At 59.9% G+C, this 16,511-nt stretch carries 14 protein-coding genes; 12 read left to right on the plus strand and 2 right to left on the minus strand.

The window, feature by feature from the left end:
- The first annotated feature begins 200 nt into the window (after positions 1–200).
- Positions 201–1,925 (plus strand): histidine kinase N-terminal 7TM domain-containing protein, encoded by a 1,725-nt coding sequence (locus tag DSM110093_RS01865; protein WP_243266449.1) that lies wholly within the window; start codon positions 201–203, stop codon positions 1,923–1,925.
- 60 nt (positions 1,926–1,985) lie between these two features.
- On the opposite strand, the gene amt is transcribed toward DSM110093_RS01865, so the two are convergent.
- Complete coding sequence (gene amt, locus DSM110093_RS01870; protein WP_243266450.1) at positions 1,986–3,293, minus strand: ammonium transporter; 1,308 nt, start codon at positions 3,291–3,293, stop codon at positions 1,986–1,988.
- Positions 3,294–3,564: 271 nt separating this feature from the next.
- Between amt and DSM110093_RS01875 the strand changes: the two genes are divergently transcribed.
- From DSM110093_RS01875 to DSM110093_RS01910, 8 genes are all read left to right on the plus strand, one after another.
- A complete protein-coding gene (locus DSM110093_RS01875) occupies positions 3,565–5,817 on the plus strand; it encodes a PBP1A family penicillin-binding protein (RefSeq protein WP_243266451.1) in 2,253 nt (750 codons plus the stop codon).
- Positions 5,818–5,940: 123 nt separating this feature from the next.
- Positions 5,941–7,677, plus strand: a complete 1,737-nt coding sequence (locus DSM110093_RS01880) for a type I secretion system permease/ATPase (protein WP_243266452.1) — start codon at positions 5,941–5,943, stop codon at positions 7,675–7,677.
- Positions 7,674–8,984 carry an HlyD family type I secretion periplasmic adaptor subunit gene (locus tag DSM110093_RS01885; RefSeq protein ID WP_243266453.1) on the plus strand — a complete coding sequence of 437 codons (1,311 nt, stop codon included), beginning with the start codon at positions 7,674–7,676 and terminating at the stop codon, positions 8,982–8,984. The genes DSM110093_RS01880 and DSM110093_RS01885 overlap by 4 nt, the downstream gene beginning before the upstream one ends.
- 90 nt (positions 8,985–9,074) lie before the next feature.
- The gene (locus tag DSM110093_RS01890) at positions 9,075–9,533 is read left to right on the plus strand and encodes a RidA family protein (protein ID WP_243266454.1); all 459 of its coding nucleotides are present in this window, start codon (positions 9,075–9,077) and stop codon (positions 9,531–9,533) included.
- Positions 9,530–10,291 carry a glycerophosphodiester phosphodiesterase family protein gene (locus DSM110093_RS01895; protein ID WP_243266455.1) on the plus strand — a complete coding sequence of 254 codons (762 nt, stop codon included), beginning with the start codon at positions 9,530–9,532 and terminating at the stop codon, positions 10,289–10,291. The genes DSM110093_RS01890 and DSM110093_RS01895 overlap by 4 nt, the downstream gene beginning before the upstream one ends.
- A gap of 48 nt (positions 10,292–10,339) precedes the next feature.
- Positions 10,340–11,527 (plus strand): GNAT family N-acetyltransferase, encoded by a 1,188-nt coding sequence (locus DSM110093_RS01900; RefSeq protein WP_243266456.1) that lies wholly within the window; start codon positions 10,340–10,342, stop codon positions 11,525–11,527.
- Positions 11,524–11,832 carry a 4a-hydroxytetrahydrobiopterin dehydratase gene (locus DSM110093_RS01905; RefSeq protein ID WP_243266457.1) on the plus strand — a complete coding sequence of 103 codons (309 nt, stop codon included), beginning with the start codon at positions 11,524–11,526 and terminating at the stop codon, positions 11,830–11,832. Before DSM110093_RS01900 ends, DSM110093_RS01905 begins: the two co-directional genes overlap by 4 nt.
- A gap of 12 nt (positions 11,833–11,844) precedes the next feature.
- On the plus strand, positions 11,845–12,693 hold the full coding sequence (locus DSM110093_RS01910) for a mechanosensitive ion channel domain-containing protein (RefSeq protein ID WP_243266458.1): 849 nt from the start codon (positions 11,845–11,847) through the stop codon (positions 12,691–12,693).
- 77 nt (positions 12,694–12,770) lie between these two features.
- On the opposite strand, the gene DSM110093_RS01915 is transcribed toward DSM110093_RS01910, so the two are convergent.
- The gene (locus tag DSM110093_RS01915) at positions 12,771–13,259 is read right to left on the minus strand and encodes a peroxiredoxin (protein ID WP_243266459.1); all 489 of its coding nucleotides are present in this window, start codon (positions 13,257–13,259) and stop codon (positions 12,771–12,773) included.
- Positions 13,260–13,347: 88 nt separating this feature from the next.
- On the opposite strand from DSM110093_RS01915, the gene DSM110093_RS01920 reads away from it, so the two are divergent.
- The 3 genes from DSM110093_RS01920 (at position 13,348) to DSM110093_RS01930 (ending at position 16,499) form a co-directional block, all read left to right on the plus strand.
- A complete protein-coding gene (locus tag DSM110093_RS01920) occupies positions 13,348–14,553 on the plus strand; it encodes an FAD/NAD(P)-binding oxidoreductase (protein ID WP_243266460.1) in 1,206 nt (401 codons plus the stop codon).
- Positions 14,550–15,110 carry a 16S rRNA (guanine(966)-N(2))-methyltransferase RsmD gene (rsmD, locus tag DSM110093_RS01925; RefSeq protein ID WP_243266461.1) on the plus strand — a complete coding sequence of 187 codons (561 nt, stop codon included), beginning with the start codon at positions 14,550–14,552 and terminating at the stop codon, positions 15,108–15,110. The genes DSM110093_RS01920 and rsmD overlap by 4 nt, the downstream gene beginning before the upstream one ends.
- A 126-nt stretch (positions 15,111–15,236) precedes the next feature.
- Positions 15,237–16,499: an imelysin family protein gene (locus tag DSM110093_RS01930; protein ID WP_243266462.1), complete on the plus strand. Its 1,263-nt coding sequence runs from the start codon at positions 15,237–15,239 to the stop codon at positions 16,497–16,499.
- Positions 16,500–16,511: the final 12 nt, after the last annotated feature.

The following is a 16,511-nucleotide window of genomic DNA, read 5'->3' on the forward strand; positions in this document are numbered from 1 at the left end:
CCAATCTGGGCCGCGCTTGTCGCGGCCCGATCTCTTTATCTGTACCGGGTTGATCCGGACCACAGCGGCACCATTGCCCCGGTTCTGTCCAGATTAGATCAAAACTTGGTCGGAATGGTCTGTTTGGATACCTTTGGGGGAAACTCAGGGTCAGGCCGATTTTAGAATCAATTTTTCAGTGCATTCGAATGGATGTAAGCATGCCAGCCGTGCAGCTGGTGATTGTGACAGCTTCGCTCGTCACCGTGCTGGCCCTTTGGGTGCGTGGACATAGCAGCCTGCCCGGTAAACATTGGTTCCTATGCGCCATCTTTGCCATGGATTTCTGGCTTTTGTCGGTCGGGATAGAGCTTTCTGCCACTTCGGCCTCCTGCGCCTTTGCGGTCAGCCGTTGGGCTTGGATCGGCTTTGTGTTGCTGCCGACCTTCTGGGCCTTTTTTCTTTATGAATACGCGCTTGGGGCCAAGGTGCCGCGGCGGCTTGTGGCGCTTTGCGGTGTTGTCGCGCCTGCGCTTATCACCCTTGGGGCGGTGACCAACAATTGGCATGGAAAGTTCTACGGGTCAGAGACCAAATGGCTGTCGGGGGAGAATGGATCATATATTCTTTCGGACCATGGCCCGCTGTTTTTCATAGCGATTGCATATCTTTATGTGGTCATCATGGCGGCTGCAGTCGTCGCGGGCCGCGCGGTGCGGACGGCAAATCCAGCAGTGCGGAGCTTTTTTCTCAAGCTTTTTGCTGCGACGCTCATCCCGATGGTGGCCAATCTGACCTATATTATAGGCGGAGTTACCCTGTTTCACACCGACCCTACGCCATTTTCCTTTGCCCTCTCGCTGACGCTGGTGGTTTGGCTGGTGGCCGACAACCGCTGGATTGACGTTAACGCAATTGCGCGGGAGCTTTTGTTTTACAACAGCACCGATCCGGTTTTCGTGATCGACCCCGAGGGCGAGGCAATTGAGACGAACCCAGCGGCGGCAGAATTGCTGCGCCGGGAGGCCGTGCATGCCCCGGCGCTGCGTGAATTCGGAGAGTTAGGGCCGATTATTCGCTATCTTGCGGCACAAGGCTGCTTGCCAGATGTGATAGACATTCAGTTGGGTCACCGCCATTTCGCCGTGCGTGCCCATGCGATTTCTTTGGGAATGGGGCAAAAGCACGTCGGCTGGGCCGTGGCGCTTTTGGATGTCACCGTACAGAAGATTGCCGCGCAAAAGGCGATTGCCGCCGAACAGATGCAGGCGCAATTCCTTGCCACGGTAAGTCACGAACTGCGGACCCCGCTGACGGTGATTAACGGCGCGCTTGGCTTGTTGTCGCAAGGCGGCACCAAGGTAAACGACGCGCAAAAGGCCCGCTTGATCGCAAAGGCGACCAGCAGTTCCGAGACGCTGACAAAGCTGGTGAATGATTTGATTGATACCCAGTGCCTCAGCAGCGCGCAGTTCAGCATAGACCTGAAACGATGCGCACTCGGCCCCATGGTTCAAGACGCGCTGGCGCGGGCCGAGAGCTTGCAGCCCGAGAAGAATATTCGCTTTGCCTGTGACATTCCTGAAGCTGCGCTGATGGTGCAGGGCGATGCCGAGCGGCTGGCCCAAGCTTTGTCCAACGTGCTGTCGAACGCGGTAAAGTTTTCACCGCTGGGTGGGTTGGTCGAGGTCAGCCTGCGGCAAGAAGAGGGGATGGCCGTGGTAGCCGTGAATGACAGTGGCTGTGGCATCCCGCCGGGGGCCGAAGAACAAGTGTTTGCACGGTTTTGCCAACTGGACAGTTCCGACACAAAAACCGCCTATGGCAGCGGTTTGGGGCTGCATATCACACGGCAGATTCTGGACCGTCACAATGGCAGCATCCGCTATGTCAGCGCACCGGGCGTCGGGACAACCTTTACGATTTCTTTACCGCTGGTGGCATAACGCAAAACCGCCCGGCCTTTTCAGGCCGGGCGGTCAATTGTCATGGTAATGTGGGGGTGCTTAGCCCTTGGCGAACTCGGGGTAGGCTTCCATCCCCAGTTCCGACATATCCAGACCGGTGATCTCAGCCTCTTCGCTGACGCGGATGCCTGCTACGGCCTTGATGATCATCCAGACCACGATGCTGACCACGAAGACGAAGATGCCAACTGCGGCAAAGCCAATGATCTGCGTCACAAAGGATGTGCCTTCGGTGTAGACCGGCACAACCAGCGTGCCCCAGAAGCCAGCGATCAGGTGAACCGGGATCGCGCCGACCACGTCATCGATCTTGAACTTGTCGAGCATGGGAACGGTCAGCACCACGATGATACCACCCACGGCACCGATCCAAAGCGCGCCGAACAATGTCGGGTCAAGCGGCCCGGCAGTGATCGAGACGAGGCCAGCCAACGCGCCGTTAAGCACCATGGTCAGGTCGACCTTTTTGTAGAGCACCTGTGTCAGGATCAGCGCGGCAACGGCACCAGCGGCAGCGGCCATATTGGTGTTGGCAAAGATCTGCGCCACGGCGTCGACGTCTTCGATGGTGCCCATGGCAAGTTGCGAGGCGCCGTTAAAGCCGAACCAGCCCATCCACAGGATGAAGGTACCCAGAGTGGCGAGCGCAAGGTTGGAGCCCGGCATCGGGATCACGCGGCCATCCTTGCCGTATTTGCCCAAACGCGGCCCTAGTACGATGGCCCCGGCGAGTGCGGCAAAGCCACCAGCAGCGTGCACGAGGGTCGAGCCAGCAAAGTCGCTAAAGCCCATCGCGGAGAGGAAACCGCCGCCCCACTGCCAAGATGCCTCGATCGGGTAGATAAAGCCTGTCAGTACGACCACGAAGATCAGGAAGGGCCAAAGTTTGACCCGCTCAGCCAGCGCACCAGAAACGATGGAGGCCGTGGTGGCACAGAACATCAACTGAAAGAAGAAGTCAGAAGCGTTGGAGTAGCCGCCCGCGTCGATCTCGGATTTGATGTCTTTGGTTGCGAAGGTGCCAAAGACGCCTTCCATGATCCAATTGCCGTCACCGGGGTACATGATGTTGTAACCAACGAGCCAATACATGACCGCCGCGATGGCAAAGAGGCCCATGTTCTTGGTCAGCTGTGTTGTGACGTTCTTGGAGCGGACAAGCCCGGCCTCCAGCATGGCAAAGCCTGCCGCCATCCAAAAGACGAGGAAGCCGCCGATCAGGAAGAGGAGTGTGTTGAAGATGAAGGTCGTATCCGCCAGCGTCGCGTATTCCGCGTCCTGTGCCAGCGCCAGCCCGGGCAGGGCGCTGACCGCCGCTGCGAGGGGAAGTATTAAGATGGGTTTCATATGGTCGTTTCCTGTCTGCGGGTCCGAATGCGTGCTTACCGAAGCGGGCGGTTGCCCGTGCAGCATGAGAAAACCGGGAATCAGGCGCTCTTGGACAGGTTTCCTTGCCAAATTTGCGCCATTCATTGGCACTGCTGCCTAAAAAGCGGGCGCTGGCTGGAATCTGCCTATAAATTAATCAGACAATTGACGCCGATTGCGCCTTGCAGCGCTAAACAAACCGCTGCAGTCAGGCTAAAGTGGCAAAAAATAGGGCCGGGCAGGCAATTTTATGACCGACAAGAACAAGCGAAAGCGCCCCTTGGTGGCGGACAAGCGGTATCCGGGTAAGGCAAAGCCGAAGCCCAAGTCGCGTGCGCAGGCCAAACCTGCCGCGCGCAAGGCGGCGCCCGCGCGCCGTAAGCCAGCCCGCGGCAAACGGCCCCGGCGCGGGGGGATCGGTGGGTTCTTTGCTGGGTTGGCCCGTTGGTTCTGGCGCTTGATTTGGACAATAACCTGGCGCGTCAGCCTTGTGGCAATCCTCGTTCTTGGCTTGGCTGTCGGCTATATCTATACCACAATCCCGCCGCTTGACGCATTGCTGGATGGCCGCGCGCGCGGCTCTGTCACCATGTTGGACCGCGAAGGCGACGTCTTTGCGTGGCGCGGGGATCAGTTTGGTGGCGTGGTGTCGGCTGAATCCGTTTCCAAACACCTTAAAAACGCGGTCATCGCCACCGAAGATCGGCGGTTCTACCGTCACTTCGGGGTCAGCCCGCGGGGCATCGCTTCGGCTGTTCGCATTAACCTCAGCGAGGGGCGCGGCCCATTACAGGGGCACGGTGGCTCCACCATCACGCAGCAAACGGCAAAACTGCTCTGTCTTGGGGAACCCTATGACCCCAGCACAGGCATGACGGAAAAAGAATATGAGGCCGATTGCCGACGTTCTTCTTTGGGCCGCAAAGCCAAGGAAGCGCTCTTTTCCATGGCAATGGAGCTTAAATATACCAAGAACGACATCCTCTCGATCTATCTTAATCGCGCCTATATGGGCGGCGGTGCCTTTGGCGCCGAGGCCGCAGCGCAACGTTTCTTTGGCAAGCCTGCTGCAGCATTGTCGGCATCCGAAGGGGCGATGCTGGCCGGTCTTTTGACCGCGCCCACAACGCTGTCGCCGACCAACAACCTCGATCGGTCACAAAGCCGCGCCGCCACAGTGATCCGCCTGATGGAAGAGCAGGGCTATTTGTCTGCTGCCGAAGCCGATGAAGCCATCGCCAACCCCGCGCAACTGTCCGAAGCGGCAGAAGCCGAAGCAGGTGGTTACTTTGCCGATTGGGTCATGTCCTCGGGGCCGGAATTCTTTACGCGCAACACCACCGAAGATGTCATCATCAAAACGACGCTCGATCAGCGCATCCAGCGTGCGGCTGAAGACGGCTTGAAATGGATTTTCGAGAACAAGGTGCGCGAAAGCTCGAAAGCGCAGGCAGCGATTGTTGTTATGTCTTCGGACGGTGCGGTGCGCGCACTGGTGGGGGGGCGCAAAACCAAAGTCGCAGGCGCATTCAACCGTGCCACGCAGGCAATGCGTCAGACGGGCTCGGCGTTTAAGCCCTTCATCTATGCCGCCGCGCTTGATCTGGGTTATTCACCAAACGACATAATTGTTGATGAATCCTACTGCCTTAATATCCCCGGCTCAGGTCAATGGTGCCCCAAAAACTACACCAAGAATTTCAAAGGACCGGTCACCCTGACCGAGGCGCTAAAAAGTTCGCTTAACATTCCGGCGGTCAAGGTCTCTGAAAGTGTGGGTCGTGAAATCGTAAGTTCGGTCGCCTCGCAATTCGGGATCAAAAGCGATCTGGCTGCTGGCCCCGCGCTGGCGCTTGGCGCATCGGAAAGCACGCTGCTGGAAATGACCGGTGCCTATGCGGGTATTCTTAACGGCGGGTCGTCCGTGACGCCCTATGGTTTGATTGATCTGCGTCTACTGGGCGAAACCGAACCCTTGATGGGGACCGGTGGCGGCATCAACGAGCGTGTCATTCAAGAAGATGCCGCGCGGCAGTTGGTCTACATGATGGAGAAGGTCATCTCTGAAGGGACGGGCCAACGCGCCAAGTTTGGCGGTCGTCAGTTGGCCGGGAAAACGGGCACGACCTCAGCGAACAAAGATGCATGGTTTGTCGGTTTCTCGGCGGATTATGTGGCCGGTGTCTGGATGGGCTATGACGATAACACACCGCTGACAGGGGTTACTGGCGGTGGCCTGCCGGCAGAGATTTGGCGTGAAACCATGAGCCGCGTGCATGAGGGGATGCCATTGACGGACTTGCCGATGCTGGCCCCCGCACCGCCAAGCGATTTCGGCGAAGCGCAGCCCGCGCCGGAGCCTCAAGTGCAGCAACCCCAAGGGGGCGGCAACCAAGGCGGTGGCGCGGACAACGTGATCGACCGGGTCTTGCGCGACATCTTTGGGGGCGGCAGCAGCGGCGACGGGGCCAGCGCCCCCGCGCCGGGCTTCCTCGACCGCTAGGGCGGTTGGGCGTCGGCCTTCGCAAAAGGAAAGTTGGCAATAGGTTGTTAAATTAATTATGCCTTTAAGGAGGGCATGCTGCGCGCAGCGGTGCTAGGCTGCGGATAGGGTTGATAGATATCGATGCAAAGCGATGTTGTGAAAAGAGGGCTGGCTCAACTGCGCCAGGTGCGTAGGCGCAGCCGTGGGCTTTATTGGGCGGTGGCGCTGTTCAGTCTTTTTGCCAATATGCTCATGCTGACCGGCCCGCTTTATATGCTGCAAGTCTATGACCGTGTGCTTGGCTCTGGTTCAGAGGAAACGTTGATCGCGCTCTCTGTTCTGGTTGTCTTTCTTTATGGTGTGATGGGGGTGCTGGATTACACGCGCGGTCGGATCATGGCGCGGGTGGGCGCGCGGTTTCAATCCGATCTCGACCGGCGGGTGTTTGATGCGGTGGTGCGCAAATCTGCCGTGGCGCCAGATGTGAAAACCAATGCCAGCCTTGCCGATCTTGAGGCCGTGCAGCGTTTGATGACCTCGCCCGTTCTGATGGCTGCCTTCGACGCACCTTGGACGCCCATCTTCTTCGCGGCGATCTTCCTGTTTCACCCAATGCTGGGTTGGCTGGCACTCAGCGGGGCGGCGGTGCTGGTGGCGATCACCGTGGCGAACCAATTGCTGTCGCGCGAAAGCCAAGCGCAAGCGGGTATTTCAGGGCAGGCGGCAAATGCCATGTCAGACCAAATCAGGGTCGAGGCCGAGATGGTGCAGGCGATGGGCATGCGCGACGCGGCTTTTTCGCGCTGGCAGCAGGCCCGAGGTCAGGCGCTACAACAGCAGGTTAAATCAACCGATGTGGGCGGTACATTCACAGCAATGACCAAGACGCTGCGGTTGTTTTTGCAATCGGCAATGCTGGGCCTTGGCGCGTGGCTGGTCTTGCAAAACCAGATGACGCCGGGTGCGATGATTGCAGGCTCGATCTTGCTGGGCCGTGCACTGGCCCCGGTGGAGCTGGCATTGAACCAATGGCCAGTGGTGCAGCGCGGGCGGGCCGGTTGGGCCAATCTGGCTCAGCTTTTGGGGGCTGTCGGGGTCGAACCCGCGCGCACCGCGTTGCCCAAGCCCAAGGCCAAACTGGTCGCCAAAGCGCTGACAGTCGTGGCGCCCGGTGAAAAGCAAGCCGCGTTAAAGTCGATCAACTTCACCGTAGAGCCGGGCCAAGCGGTTGGCGTGATCGGCCCTTCGGGAGCTGGCAAATCGACGCTGGCGCGCACTCTTACCGGGGTTTGGCAGCCTGCGGGTGGTTCAATTCGCCTCGACGGGGCTGCGCTAGAGCATTACGGGAGCGAGACGCTGGGGCGGCACATTGGATACCTGCCGCAGCGGGTTCAGTTGTTTGACGGAACTATTGCCGAGAATATTGCCCGTCTTTTGCCTGAGCCGGATGACGCCAAAGTGGTCAAAGCCGCCAAGATGGCAGCGGCCCATGAGATGATCCTTGAATTCCCCCAAGGCTACGACACGCCGATCCGCGCGGGTCAGGTACGGCTTTCGGGTGGGCAAATGCAGCGTATCGGGCTGGCGCGGGCGCTTTATGACGATCCGATGATCGTTGTGCTGGATGAGCCAAACTCGAACCTTGATAATATCGGCTCACAGGCGCTGAACCATGCGATCCGGCAAATGAAAGCCAGCGGGCGTTCGGTGCTGATCATGGCGCACCGCCCAGCGGCCATTCAGGAATGCGACACGCTGCTGGTGCTTGATGGCGGTATGCGCAAGGCCTTTGGCCCCAAAGATGAAGTGCTGGCAGAAATGGTGCAGAACCACCGCGAAATCAAAAAAGCGCCTGCGCATGCCGGGGGTGTGACATGAGCGATCGTACGGACAAGCATTGGTCCGCGACGCGGCCCTTGATCCTTGGATTTCTGGGGCTGATTGTGCTTTTCGGTGGCTTTGGTACTTGGGCTGTGACCAGCCAAATTGCTGGGGCTGTTGTTGCGTCAGGTCGGATCGAAGTCGACCGCAATCGGCAGATCGTTCAGCATGAAACGGGTGGCGTGGTGGCCGAGATCCGCGTTGATGAAGGCGACAGCGTCGCCGCCGGGGATGTGTTGTTGCAACTCGACGCTGAGCAGCTCACCTCGCAATTGGCCATCGTCGAAGGGCAATTGTTTGAACTTATGGCCCGCCGGGGCCGGTTGGAGGCGCAGCGCGACGAAACCGACTCGGTGACCTTTGACGATGAATTGGTCGCCGCTGGGTCGGAAAATACGGATGTGCAGGAATTGATCGACGGGCAGCGTAACCTGTTCGACGCGCGGCGCGTCAGCGTGGCCCAAGAGCTTGAGCAGTTGGGCAAGCGCCGGTTGCAGATCAATGCCCAAATCCGCGGTGTCGACGCGCAAGAGACGGCACTGGCACGGCAGTTGGACCTGATTGAAGAAGAACTGGGCAATCAACAGTCGCTGTTGGATCGCGGGTTGACGCAGGCGTCTGCCGTGTTGAACCTGCAACGTGAAGAGGCCCGTCTAACGGGGCAGATCGGCGAACTGTCAGCGCAAAAAGCCCAGTCCCAAGAGCGTGTGACCGAGATTGATATCGAACGCCTAAAACTTCGTTCAGCAGGCCGCGAAGAGGCGATCACCCAATTGCGCGACCTACGCTATCGAGAGCTGGAAATGGCCGAACAGCGCCGCGCGCTTAGGGCTGAAATTGAGCGTCTTTCTATCCGCGCTCCGGTGTCGGGGATCATCTATGCCATGCAAGTACAGACGCCGCGTTCGGTCGTGCGCGCAGCAGAACCGCTGATGTACCTTGTCCCCCAAGATCGCCCGCTGATCATCGCATCGCGTGTGCAAACAATCCACATTGATCAGGTCGCGGTGGGCCAAGAAGTGAATTTGCGCCTGTCGGCCCTGAACCAGCGCACCACGCCAGAACTGATCGGCAAGGTGTTGCAAGTGTCCGCCGATTCCATCGAAGACGACGCCACCGGGCAAACCTATTACCGAGCTGAGATTGCGCTGAATCCCGGTGAAACTGACAAGCTGGAAGAAGGCACCATCCTACTACCCGGCATGCCGGTCGAGGCTTTTATCCGCACCGGAGAACGCTCTCCCATGGCCTATCTGCTCAAACCCATGGCCGACTATTTCGCCCGCGCCTTCCGCGAAAGCTGACCCGGTCGACCGGCCAGGCGGCAAAGGGGCTTTTCCTCGGCCTTGAGGGCGGATAGCGTCCGCCTGAAACCGCAGCCAAAGGAAAACGCCATGTCCCTGACCGCCCGCCTTGCCGACCTCGGGATTACCCTGCCCGACGCCCCTGCACCTGCCGCGAACTACGTGCCCTTCGTGGTCACAGGGAACACCGTCTATGTATCGGGCCAGATCTCGAACGGGCCGGATGGGCTGATTGTCGGGCGTTTGGGTGACAGCATGGATGTCGACGCCGGGGCCGCTGCCGCGCGCAGCTGTGCACTGAGCCTTTTGGCGCAGGTCCGCGCGGCCTGTGGCGGCGATCTGGATCGGCTTAAGCGGGTTGTGAAACTGACCGGGTTTGTCAATTCCACCGCAGACTTCACCGATCAGCCCAAAGTGATCAACGGTGCATCAGATTTCATGGTCAAGGCATTGGGCGAGGCAGGTCGTCACGCGCGGTCGGCGGTTTCTGCCGCATCGTTGCCACTGGGCGTTGCCGTCGAAATCGAAGGCATTTTTGAGATCGAATGACCCTTCCTTCCGCCTTTCTGAATGTTCCATTGGCGCATCGCGCGCTGCATGATCTCGCCGCCGGACGGCCCGAAAACAGCCGTGCCGCTGTGCACGCGGCGGTTGAGGCGGGTTTTGGGATCGAGATCGACCTGCAACTTAGCGCCGATGGTAAGGCGATGGTCTTTCACGATTATGGACTGGAGCGGTTGACGGCAGAGCGTGGTGCGTTGCGCCTGCGCGATGCCGATGCTCTGGCGAAGATCCCCCTCAAAGGGGGCGACGAAGGCATCCCGACGCTCGAAGAGATCCTTGATCTTGTTGCCGGCCGCGTGCCGCTGCTGGTGGAGTTCAAGGATCAAGATGGCAGTATGGGGCCGGATGTCGGCGCATTAGAGGCCGCAGCCGCCGGGCCTCTTGCTACCTATCGCGGGGATCTGGCCGTGATGTCGTTTAACCCGTATTCGGTGCAAGAACTCTCCCGGTTGTTGCCCGATGTGCCACGCGGCTTGACCACCAGCGGCTACCGCGCCGATGAATGGCCGCTGCCCACGGCGACCTGCGACCGGCTGCGTGAAATTCCCGACTATGCCGACTGTGGCGCCTGTTTCATCAGCCACGAGGCCGATGACCTCAGCCGCCCACGTGTGGCCGAGTTGAAAGCCGGTGGTGCGGCGGTGCTGTGTTGGACAATCCGCAGCAAAGCCGAAGAAGACATCGCACGTCAGGTGGCGCAGAACGTTACCTTTGAAAGCTATCTACCCCAGCCAAGCCCTTGATCCGCGGGGCCAAGGCCACACATAGGACGCAAGGCAGGCAAGGTTCAGATGAGCGCGCAGGAAATCGAGATTACGGTGGTGCCGGAACTGGCACAGATCGGCCAAGAGGATTGGGATGCCTGCGCCTGTTCTGAGGCCGCAGACGGGGCGCGTCCGCGCGATCCTTTCACCACCTATCGATTCCTATCGGCCTTGGAGCGCAGCGGGTCAGTCGGGCCCGGCACGGGCTGGCAGCCACAATATCTGGTGGCGCGGATTGCGGGCCAAGTGATCGCCGTGGCGCCGATGTATGCCAAATCGCACAGCCAAGGCGAATATATCTTCGACCATAACTGGGCACATGCCTATGAGCGGGCGGGCGGGCACTATTACCCGAAACTTCAGATCGCGGTGCCGCATACCCCCGCCACTGGGAAGCGCTTTTTGGTGCGGCCCGAGTTTGAAGAGGCGGGCACCGCAGCGCTGGTTCAAGGCGCGGTGCAACTGACCGACAACAACGCGCTGTCCTCGCTACATGTGACTTTTTGCACCGAGGGCGAAGTCGCGCGGGCCGAAGCTCTGGGCTTGATGAGCCGGAAAAGCCAGCAGTTCCATTGGCACAACCGCGATTATGCCGATTTCGACGGGTTCCTCGCCAGTCTATCCTCGCGCAAGCGCAAGAATATCCGCAAGGAACGCGCTCAGGCGCAGGATTTTGGCGGCACGATCCACACCTTCACTGGCGATCAGATTGAACCCGAACATTGGGACGCTTTCTGGCAGTTCTACCAGGACACCGGCGCGCGGAAATGGGGTTCGCCCTATCTCACGCGGGAATTCTTTGACCACGCGCAGGAACGCCTGCGCGAAGATATTGCGCTGGTGCTGGCCGAACGCGACGGGCGTTGGATTGCCGGGGCGCTGAACTTCATCGGGGCAGAAACGCTCTTTGGCCGCTACTGGGGCTGTACCGAGCATCACCCCTTCCTGCACTTTGAACTGTGCTATTATCGCGCCATGGATTTCGCCATTGCCCATGGGCTTGCCCGTGTCGAGGCGGGCGCGCAGGGCGAACACAAGCTCGCCCGCGGCTATCTGCCGTCACCCACATGGTCGCTGCATTGGATGCGTGATCCGGGCTTTGCCTCTGCCGTGGGGGAGTATCTGCAGGCCGAACGCGACGCCGTGGACGAAGAGATCAGCGTGCTGACCGACTACGGCCCCTTCAAAAAGACGACGATTGAGGAACAAGAATGACCGAGAGATTAAGCATCGAGACCCGCAAAACCCTCCTGCAGCCGCTGTTCAATACCGGCTGGGAGATGGTCGAAAGCCGGGATGCGATCCATAAGACGTTCAAGTTCAATGATTTCGCCGATGCCTTTGGCTGGATGACAAGGGTGGCTATTTGGGCGGAAAAATGGAATCACCATCCCGAATGGAGCAACGTTTACAATCGCGTGGAAGTTACGTTGATCACCCATGACGTAGATGGGCTAAGCTCGCTTGATGCGAAACTGGCGCGCAAGATGGATGGTCTCTTTGGGGCCGGGAAAGACTGACGGAGAGACCGGATGCAAGATTTGTTTGAAACGGAACTGTGGCAGGGCAAGACGATCGCCGATCTGCTGACACTTGAATTCCTTGCCAGCGCGGCAGGGTCGGTGATCGGCGCGATTGTGATCCTGTTGCTGGGGTGGGTCATCTCAAGCTGGCTGCAACACCGTGTCGAAAACCTTGGCAAGCGGAACAAGCACCTCGACGAGATGCTGTTCGAATTTCTGGCCTCTATCGTGCGCTATGTGGTGCTGGGTTTTACGGTTCTGTTCGTGCTCAACACCTTTGGGGTCAAAACGACCTCGGTTGTGGCAGTCATCGGTGCGGCGGGTCTGGCCATCGGTTTGGCTTTGCAGGGCACCCTGTCGAATGTGGCGGCGGGCGTCATGCTGATCTTGTTCCGCCCGATTAAAATCGGTGATTTCGTTGTGATCGCGGGCGAGATGGGCACGGTCAAACAGATCAACCTGAACTACACGGTGCTGGCTGATCTAAGCAACGTGCAGGTCATCGTGCCGAACTCTGAGGTTTGGGGCAATGTGATCACCAACTATTCGGTCAACCCAACCCGCCGCGCGGAATGGACATTTGGCGTGGGCTATGGTGCGAACCTCAAGACCGCGGAAGAGATCATTCGCAGCACGATCACAGCAGACGCGCGCGCGCATGCCGATCCTGAGCCCTTTGTGCAGGTGAGCAACCTTGGCGACAGTTCCGTTGATTTTCTTGTGCGGGTGTGGTGCAGCGCGGATGATTATTTTGCCTTCAAGGCCGATATGACCCGCGAGGTCAAAGAGGCTCTGGATGAGGGCGGTGTCGATATTCCGTTCCCCACGCGTACCATTGTGCAGGCTGCTGCAGAGTAGGCCTTCGCCCGTGCGACCTTGAGGGGGCAACCCCAGTTAGCAAAACGCCCGGCCAATCTGGCCGGGCGTTCGTGTGTTTACATATTGTCCAGCAGCGCTTCGCCGCCGGAAATCTCGCAGGTGCCGGGGCTTTCTTCGGGTTGCCATAGTGTCACCTTGCCGTCTTCGACCAGCATCGCATAGCGCTTGGACCGTGCGACCAACCCGGCAGGGGCCGCGTCGAACTCCATGCCGATGGCGCGGGTGAATTCGCTGCTGGCGTCGGCCAGCATTGTGATCCCGGCCTCACTCGCGCCGGTTGCTTCGCCCCATGCTTTCATCACGAAAGGGTCGTTGCAAGAGACGCAGATCACCTCATCCACGCCTTTGGCGTCGAACTGATCCTTGGTGCGCACAAAGCTCGGCACATGGGCAGAGTGGCAGGTGGGCGTGAACGCACCCGGCACAGCAAATATCACCACTTTGCGGCCCTTAAGCTTGTCGGCCATCTGTACCGGCTCGGGCCCATCTGCGCCCATCTGAACCAGTTTTGCGTCGGGCAGCGTAGAACCTTGAGAAATCGTCATGGGATAGCCTCTCCTGTCATTGCGGTTGTCTTGGGGCCAGATATAGGCTTTGACCGCGACTGAGACCAGATCAATCGGGGGTAGGCAGATGCAGCATGTGGTGGTGATCGGAGCCGGGCAGGCGGGAGCCTCTTGCGTGGCGAAACTGCGCAATGGTGGATTTGACGGGCGGATCACCCTGATTGGGGCCGAGCCTTGCCCCCCCTACCAGCGCCCGCCGCTGTCTAAAGGGTATCTACTGGGCGATATGACACTGGAGCGGCTGTTTTTGCGGCCTGAGGCGTTTTATGCCGATCAAGGGATCACGTTGAAGACCGATTGCCGCGTGACCGCGATTGACCCTGAAACGCGCGTTCTTACCACCACAGACGGGCAGATCGCCTATGACGAACTGGTGCTCGCCACTGGATCCGTCCCGCGCCGTCTGCCCGAAGCGATTGGCGGGGCGCTGGATGGCGTCTTTACCGTGCGCGATCTGGCGGATGTGGATGCCATGGCCCCGCGTTTCGTAAAGGGCGCGAAGATATTGATCGTCGGCGGTGGTTATATCGGGCTGGAGGCAGCGGCGGTGGCGGCCAAACTGGGGCTTGAGGTTACACTGGTGGAAATGGCCGACCGCATCCTGCAACGGGTGGCCGCGCCAGAGACCAGTGACTACTTCCGCGCTCTGCATGAAGGCCACGGCGTGACCCTGCGCGAAGGCGTCGGTCTGGATCGTTTGCTGGGCGACACCCAAGTCACCGGCGCGCGCCTCAGCGACGGGACAGAGATCGCTGCCGATTTCGTCATCACCGGTGTGGGCATTGAGCCCGATGTCGTCCTGGCGGCAGCGGCGGGGATCGAGATCGAAAACGGCATCAAGATCGATGCGCAGGGCCGCACGAACATGCCGGGCATCTGGGCGGCGGGGGACTGCACTTCTTTCCCCTATCGCGGCGGGCGCATCCGGTTGGAAAGCGTGCCGAACGCCATTGATCAAGCCGAAATCGTTGCGGAAAACATCCTCGGCGCGGGCAAGGAATATGTCGCCAAGCCGTGGTTCTGGTCAGATCAATATGATGTGAAGCTGCAAATCGCCGGGCTGAACGCAGGCTATGACCGCGTGGTCAGCCGCTTTGGCGACGGCAGCGCGTCCTTCTGGTACTACCTTGGTGACACCCTGCTGGCCGTGGATGCTGCGAACGACCCGCGTGGTTACATGGTGGGTAAACGGTTGATCGAGGCGGGGAAATCGCCTGATCCCGCGCTGGTCGCGGACCCTGATACCGACCTTAAGGCTTTGCTGAAAGCATGAGGATCATTGCCGGGAAATACCGTGGCCGCCCCCTTGCGGCGCTTGGCAAGGGCGATGCCGGAGCGCATCTGCGCCCGACCTCTGATCGTGTCCGCGAAAGCCTTTTTTCGATGTTGACTCATCACGACGTGATCCAAGGCGCGCGGGTGCTAGATTTGTTCGCAGGCACCGGCGCGCTTGGGTTCGAGGCGCTGTCGCGGGGTGCCAACACGGTTTGTTTCGTCGAGAATGGCCACACCGGGCAGCGGCTGATTGCAGAGAATACCCGCACGCTTGGGGCCGAATCTGAGACGCGATTGATGCGCAACGATGCCACACGGCTGGGGCCATGGGCGCAGCCTCCGTTTGACCTGGTCTTTCTCGATCCGCCCTATGGTAAATCCATGGGGCAGAAAGCGTTGATTGCCGCTGCTGCAGGCGGCTGGCTTGCCCCCGGCGCCATGATCGTTTGGGAGGAAAACACCCCCATGCATGCCCCAGAGGGATTCGCCCGGATCGACACGCGTAAATATGGCGATACCCATGTGACGCTCTTGCAAAGGGCTGACGGCAAATAGCTTTACACGCGGGGCAGCGTCACGGCACCTTCACCCTTGTCTTTTCCGACCGTTTGAGTCACCTATTGCAAAAGGGCCCGCTGCAGTCTGCGCGGCGCCAAGGTGATATCCAAGGAAGGACATTCGATGCGCCTCAAAGCGACCACAGCCATTGCGCTGATCACATTTGCCGCCGCTCCGGCATTCGCGCAAGACAAGGCTGAGGTGCTGGGCACCTATGCCGACATCGCGCAGGCCGGATACGAAGACAGTCTGACCACCGCGCAGACGCTGCAAGCCGCTGTCGAGACGCTGATCGCTACCCCCTCTGCCGAGGCGCTTCAGGCTGCGAAAACCGCATGGCTGGCCGCCCGCGTGCCCTACCAGCAGACCGAAGTGTTCCGCTTTGGCAACGCCATCGTCGACGATTGGGAAGGCAAGGTAAACGCATGGCCGCTGGACGAAGGCCTGATCGACTATGTCGATGCCTCCTATGGCGGTGAGACGGATGAGAACCAACTGGCTGTTCTGAACGTCATCGCCAACCCGAGCTTCACGCTGGGCGGGGAAGAGGTGGACGCCGCCGAGATCACGCCTGCGCTCCTCGAAGGGCAGTTGCATGAGGCGGGCGCGGTTGAGGCCAATGTCGCCACCGGCTACCACGCCATCGAATTCCTGCTCTGGGGCCAAGACCTGAACGGGACTGAGCATGGCGCGGGCACCCGTCCTTGGACCGACTACGCGACCGGCGAAGACTGCACCGGCGACAACTGCGACCGCCGCGGGCAATACCTCAAAGCCGCGACTGATCTGCTGGTCAGCGATCTGGAATGGATGTCCGGCCAATGGGCCGAAGGCGGTGACGCACGCGCCGCCGTGCTGGCAGACGAAGACGCCGGGATCGACGCGATCTTGACCGGCATGGGCTCGCTCTCCTACGGTGAGCAGGCGGGTGAGCGGATGAAGCTGGGCGTCATGCTCAATGACCCCGAAGAAGAGCACGATTGCTTCTCGGACAACACGCACAACAGCCACTACTACGACGGTTTGGGCGTGCGGAACGTCTATCTGGGCGAATATCTGCGCGTCGATGGCCGCGTGGTTTCCGGCGCATCGCTGGCTGATCTTGTTGCCAGCGCCGATGCCAGCGTCGACGAAGACCTGCGCGCCAAACTGAACGCCTCCATGGCGGAACTTGGCCAGATCAAAACCGCCGCCGAAGCGGGTTTCAGCTATGACATGATGCTAGAGCGCGGCAATGCCGAGGGCGAAGCGCTGATCATGGGCGCGGTCGATGCGCTGGTGGATCAGACCCGCGCGATTGAACGGGCCGTGACCGTGCTTGGTGGCGATGAGATCGCCTTTGAAGGCTCCGACAGCCTCGACGCGCCAGAGGCCGTCTTCCAGTAATCCTAATCCACC

Origin of the sequence: Sulfitobacter sp. DSM 110093 (genome assembly GCF_022788715.1) — a bacterium.
Lineage (GTDB): Bacteria > Pseudomonadota > Alphaproteobacteria > Rhodobacterales > Rhodobacteraceae > Sulfitobacter.

Excerpts from the sequence above, each read along its gene's own strand:
- DSM110093_RS01890 (WP_243266454.1), top strand. The coding sequence starts at position 9,075 with ATGTCCCTGACCGCCCGCCTTGCCGACCTCGGGATTACCCTGCCCGAC.
- DSM110093_RS01930 (WP_243266462.1), top strand. The coding sequence starts at position 15,237 with ATGCGCCTCAAAGCGACCACAGCCATTGCGCTGATCACATTTGCCGCC.
- DSM110093_RS01910 (WP_243266458.1), top strand. The coding sequence starts at position 11,845 with ATGCAAGATTTGTTTGAAACGGAACTGTGGCAGGGCAAGACGATCGCC.
- rsmD (WP_243266461.1), top strand. The coding sequence starts at position 14,550 with ATGAGGATCATTGCCGGGAAATACCGTGGCCGCCCCCTTGCGGCGCTT.
- DSM110093_RS01875 (WP_243266451.1), top strand. The coding sequence starts at position 3,565 with ATGACCGACAAGAACAAGCGAAAGCGCCCCTTGGTGGCGGACAAGCGG.
- DSM110093_RS01895 (WP_243266455.1), top strand. The coding sequence starts at position 9,530 with ATGACCCTTCCTTCCGCCTTTCTGAATGTTCCATTGGCGCATCGCGCG.
- DSM110093_RS01920 (WP_243266460.1), top strand. The coding sequence starts at position 13,348 with ATGCAGCATGTGGTGGTGATCGGAGCCGGGCAGGCGGGAGCCTCTTGC.
- DSM110093_RS01880 (WP_243266452.1), top strand. The coding sequence starts at position 5,941 with ATGCAAAGCGATGTTGTGAAAAGAGGGCTGGCTCAACTGCGCCAGGTG.
- DSM110093_RS01885 (WP_243266453.1), top strand. The coding sequence starts at position 7,674 with ATGAGCGATCGTACGGACAAGCATTGGTCCGCGACGCGGCCCTTGATC.
- amt (WP_243266450.1), bottom strand. The coding sequence starts at position 3,293 with ATGAAACCCATCTTAATACTTCCCCTCGCAGCGGCGGTCAGCGCCCTG.
- DSM110093_RS01900 (WP_243266456.1), top strand. The coding sequence starts at position 10,340 with ATGAGCGCGCAGGAAATCGAGATTACGGTGGTGCCGGAACTGGCACAG.
- DSM110093_RS01915 (WP_243266459.1), bottom strand. The coding sequence starts at position 13,259 with ATGACGATTTCTCAAGGTTCTACGCTGCCCGACGCAAAACTGGTTCAG.
- DSM110093_RS01905 (WP_243266457.1), top strand. The coding sequence starts at position 11,524 with ATGACCGAGAGATTAAGCATCGAGACCCGCAAAACCCTCCTGCAGCCG.
- DSM110093_RS01865 (WP_243266449.1), top strand. The coding sequence starts at position 201 with ATGCCAGCCGTGCAGCTGGTGATTGTGACAGCTTCGCTCGTCACCGTG.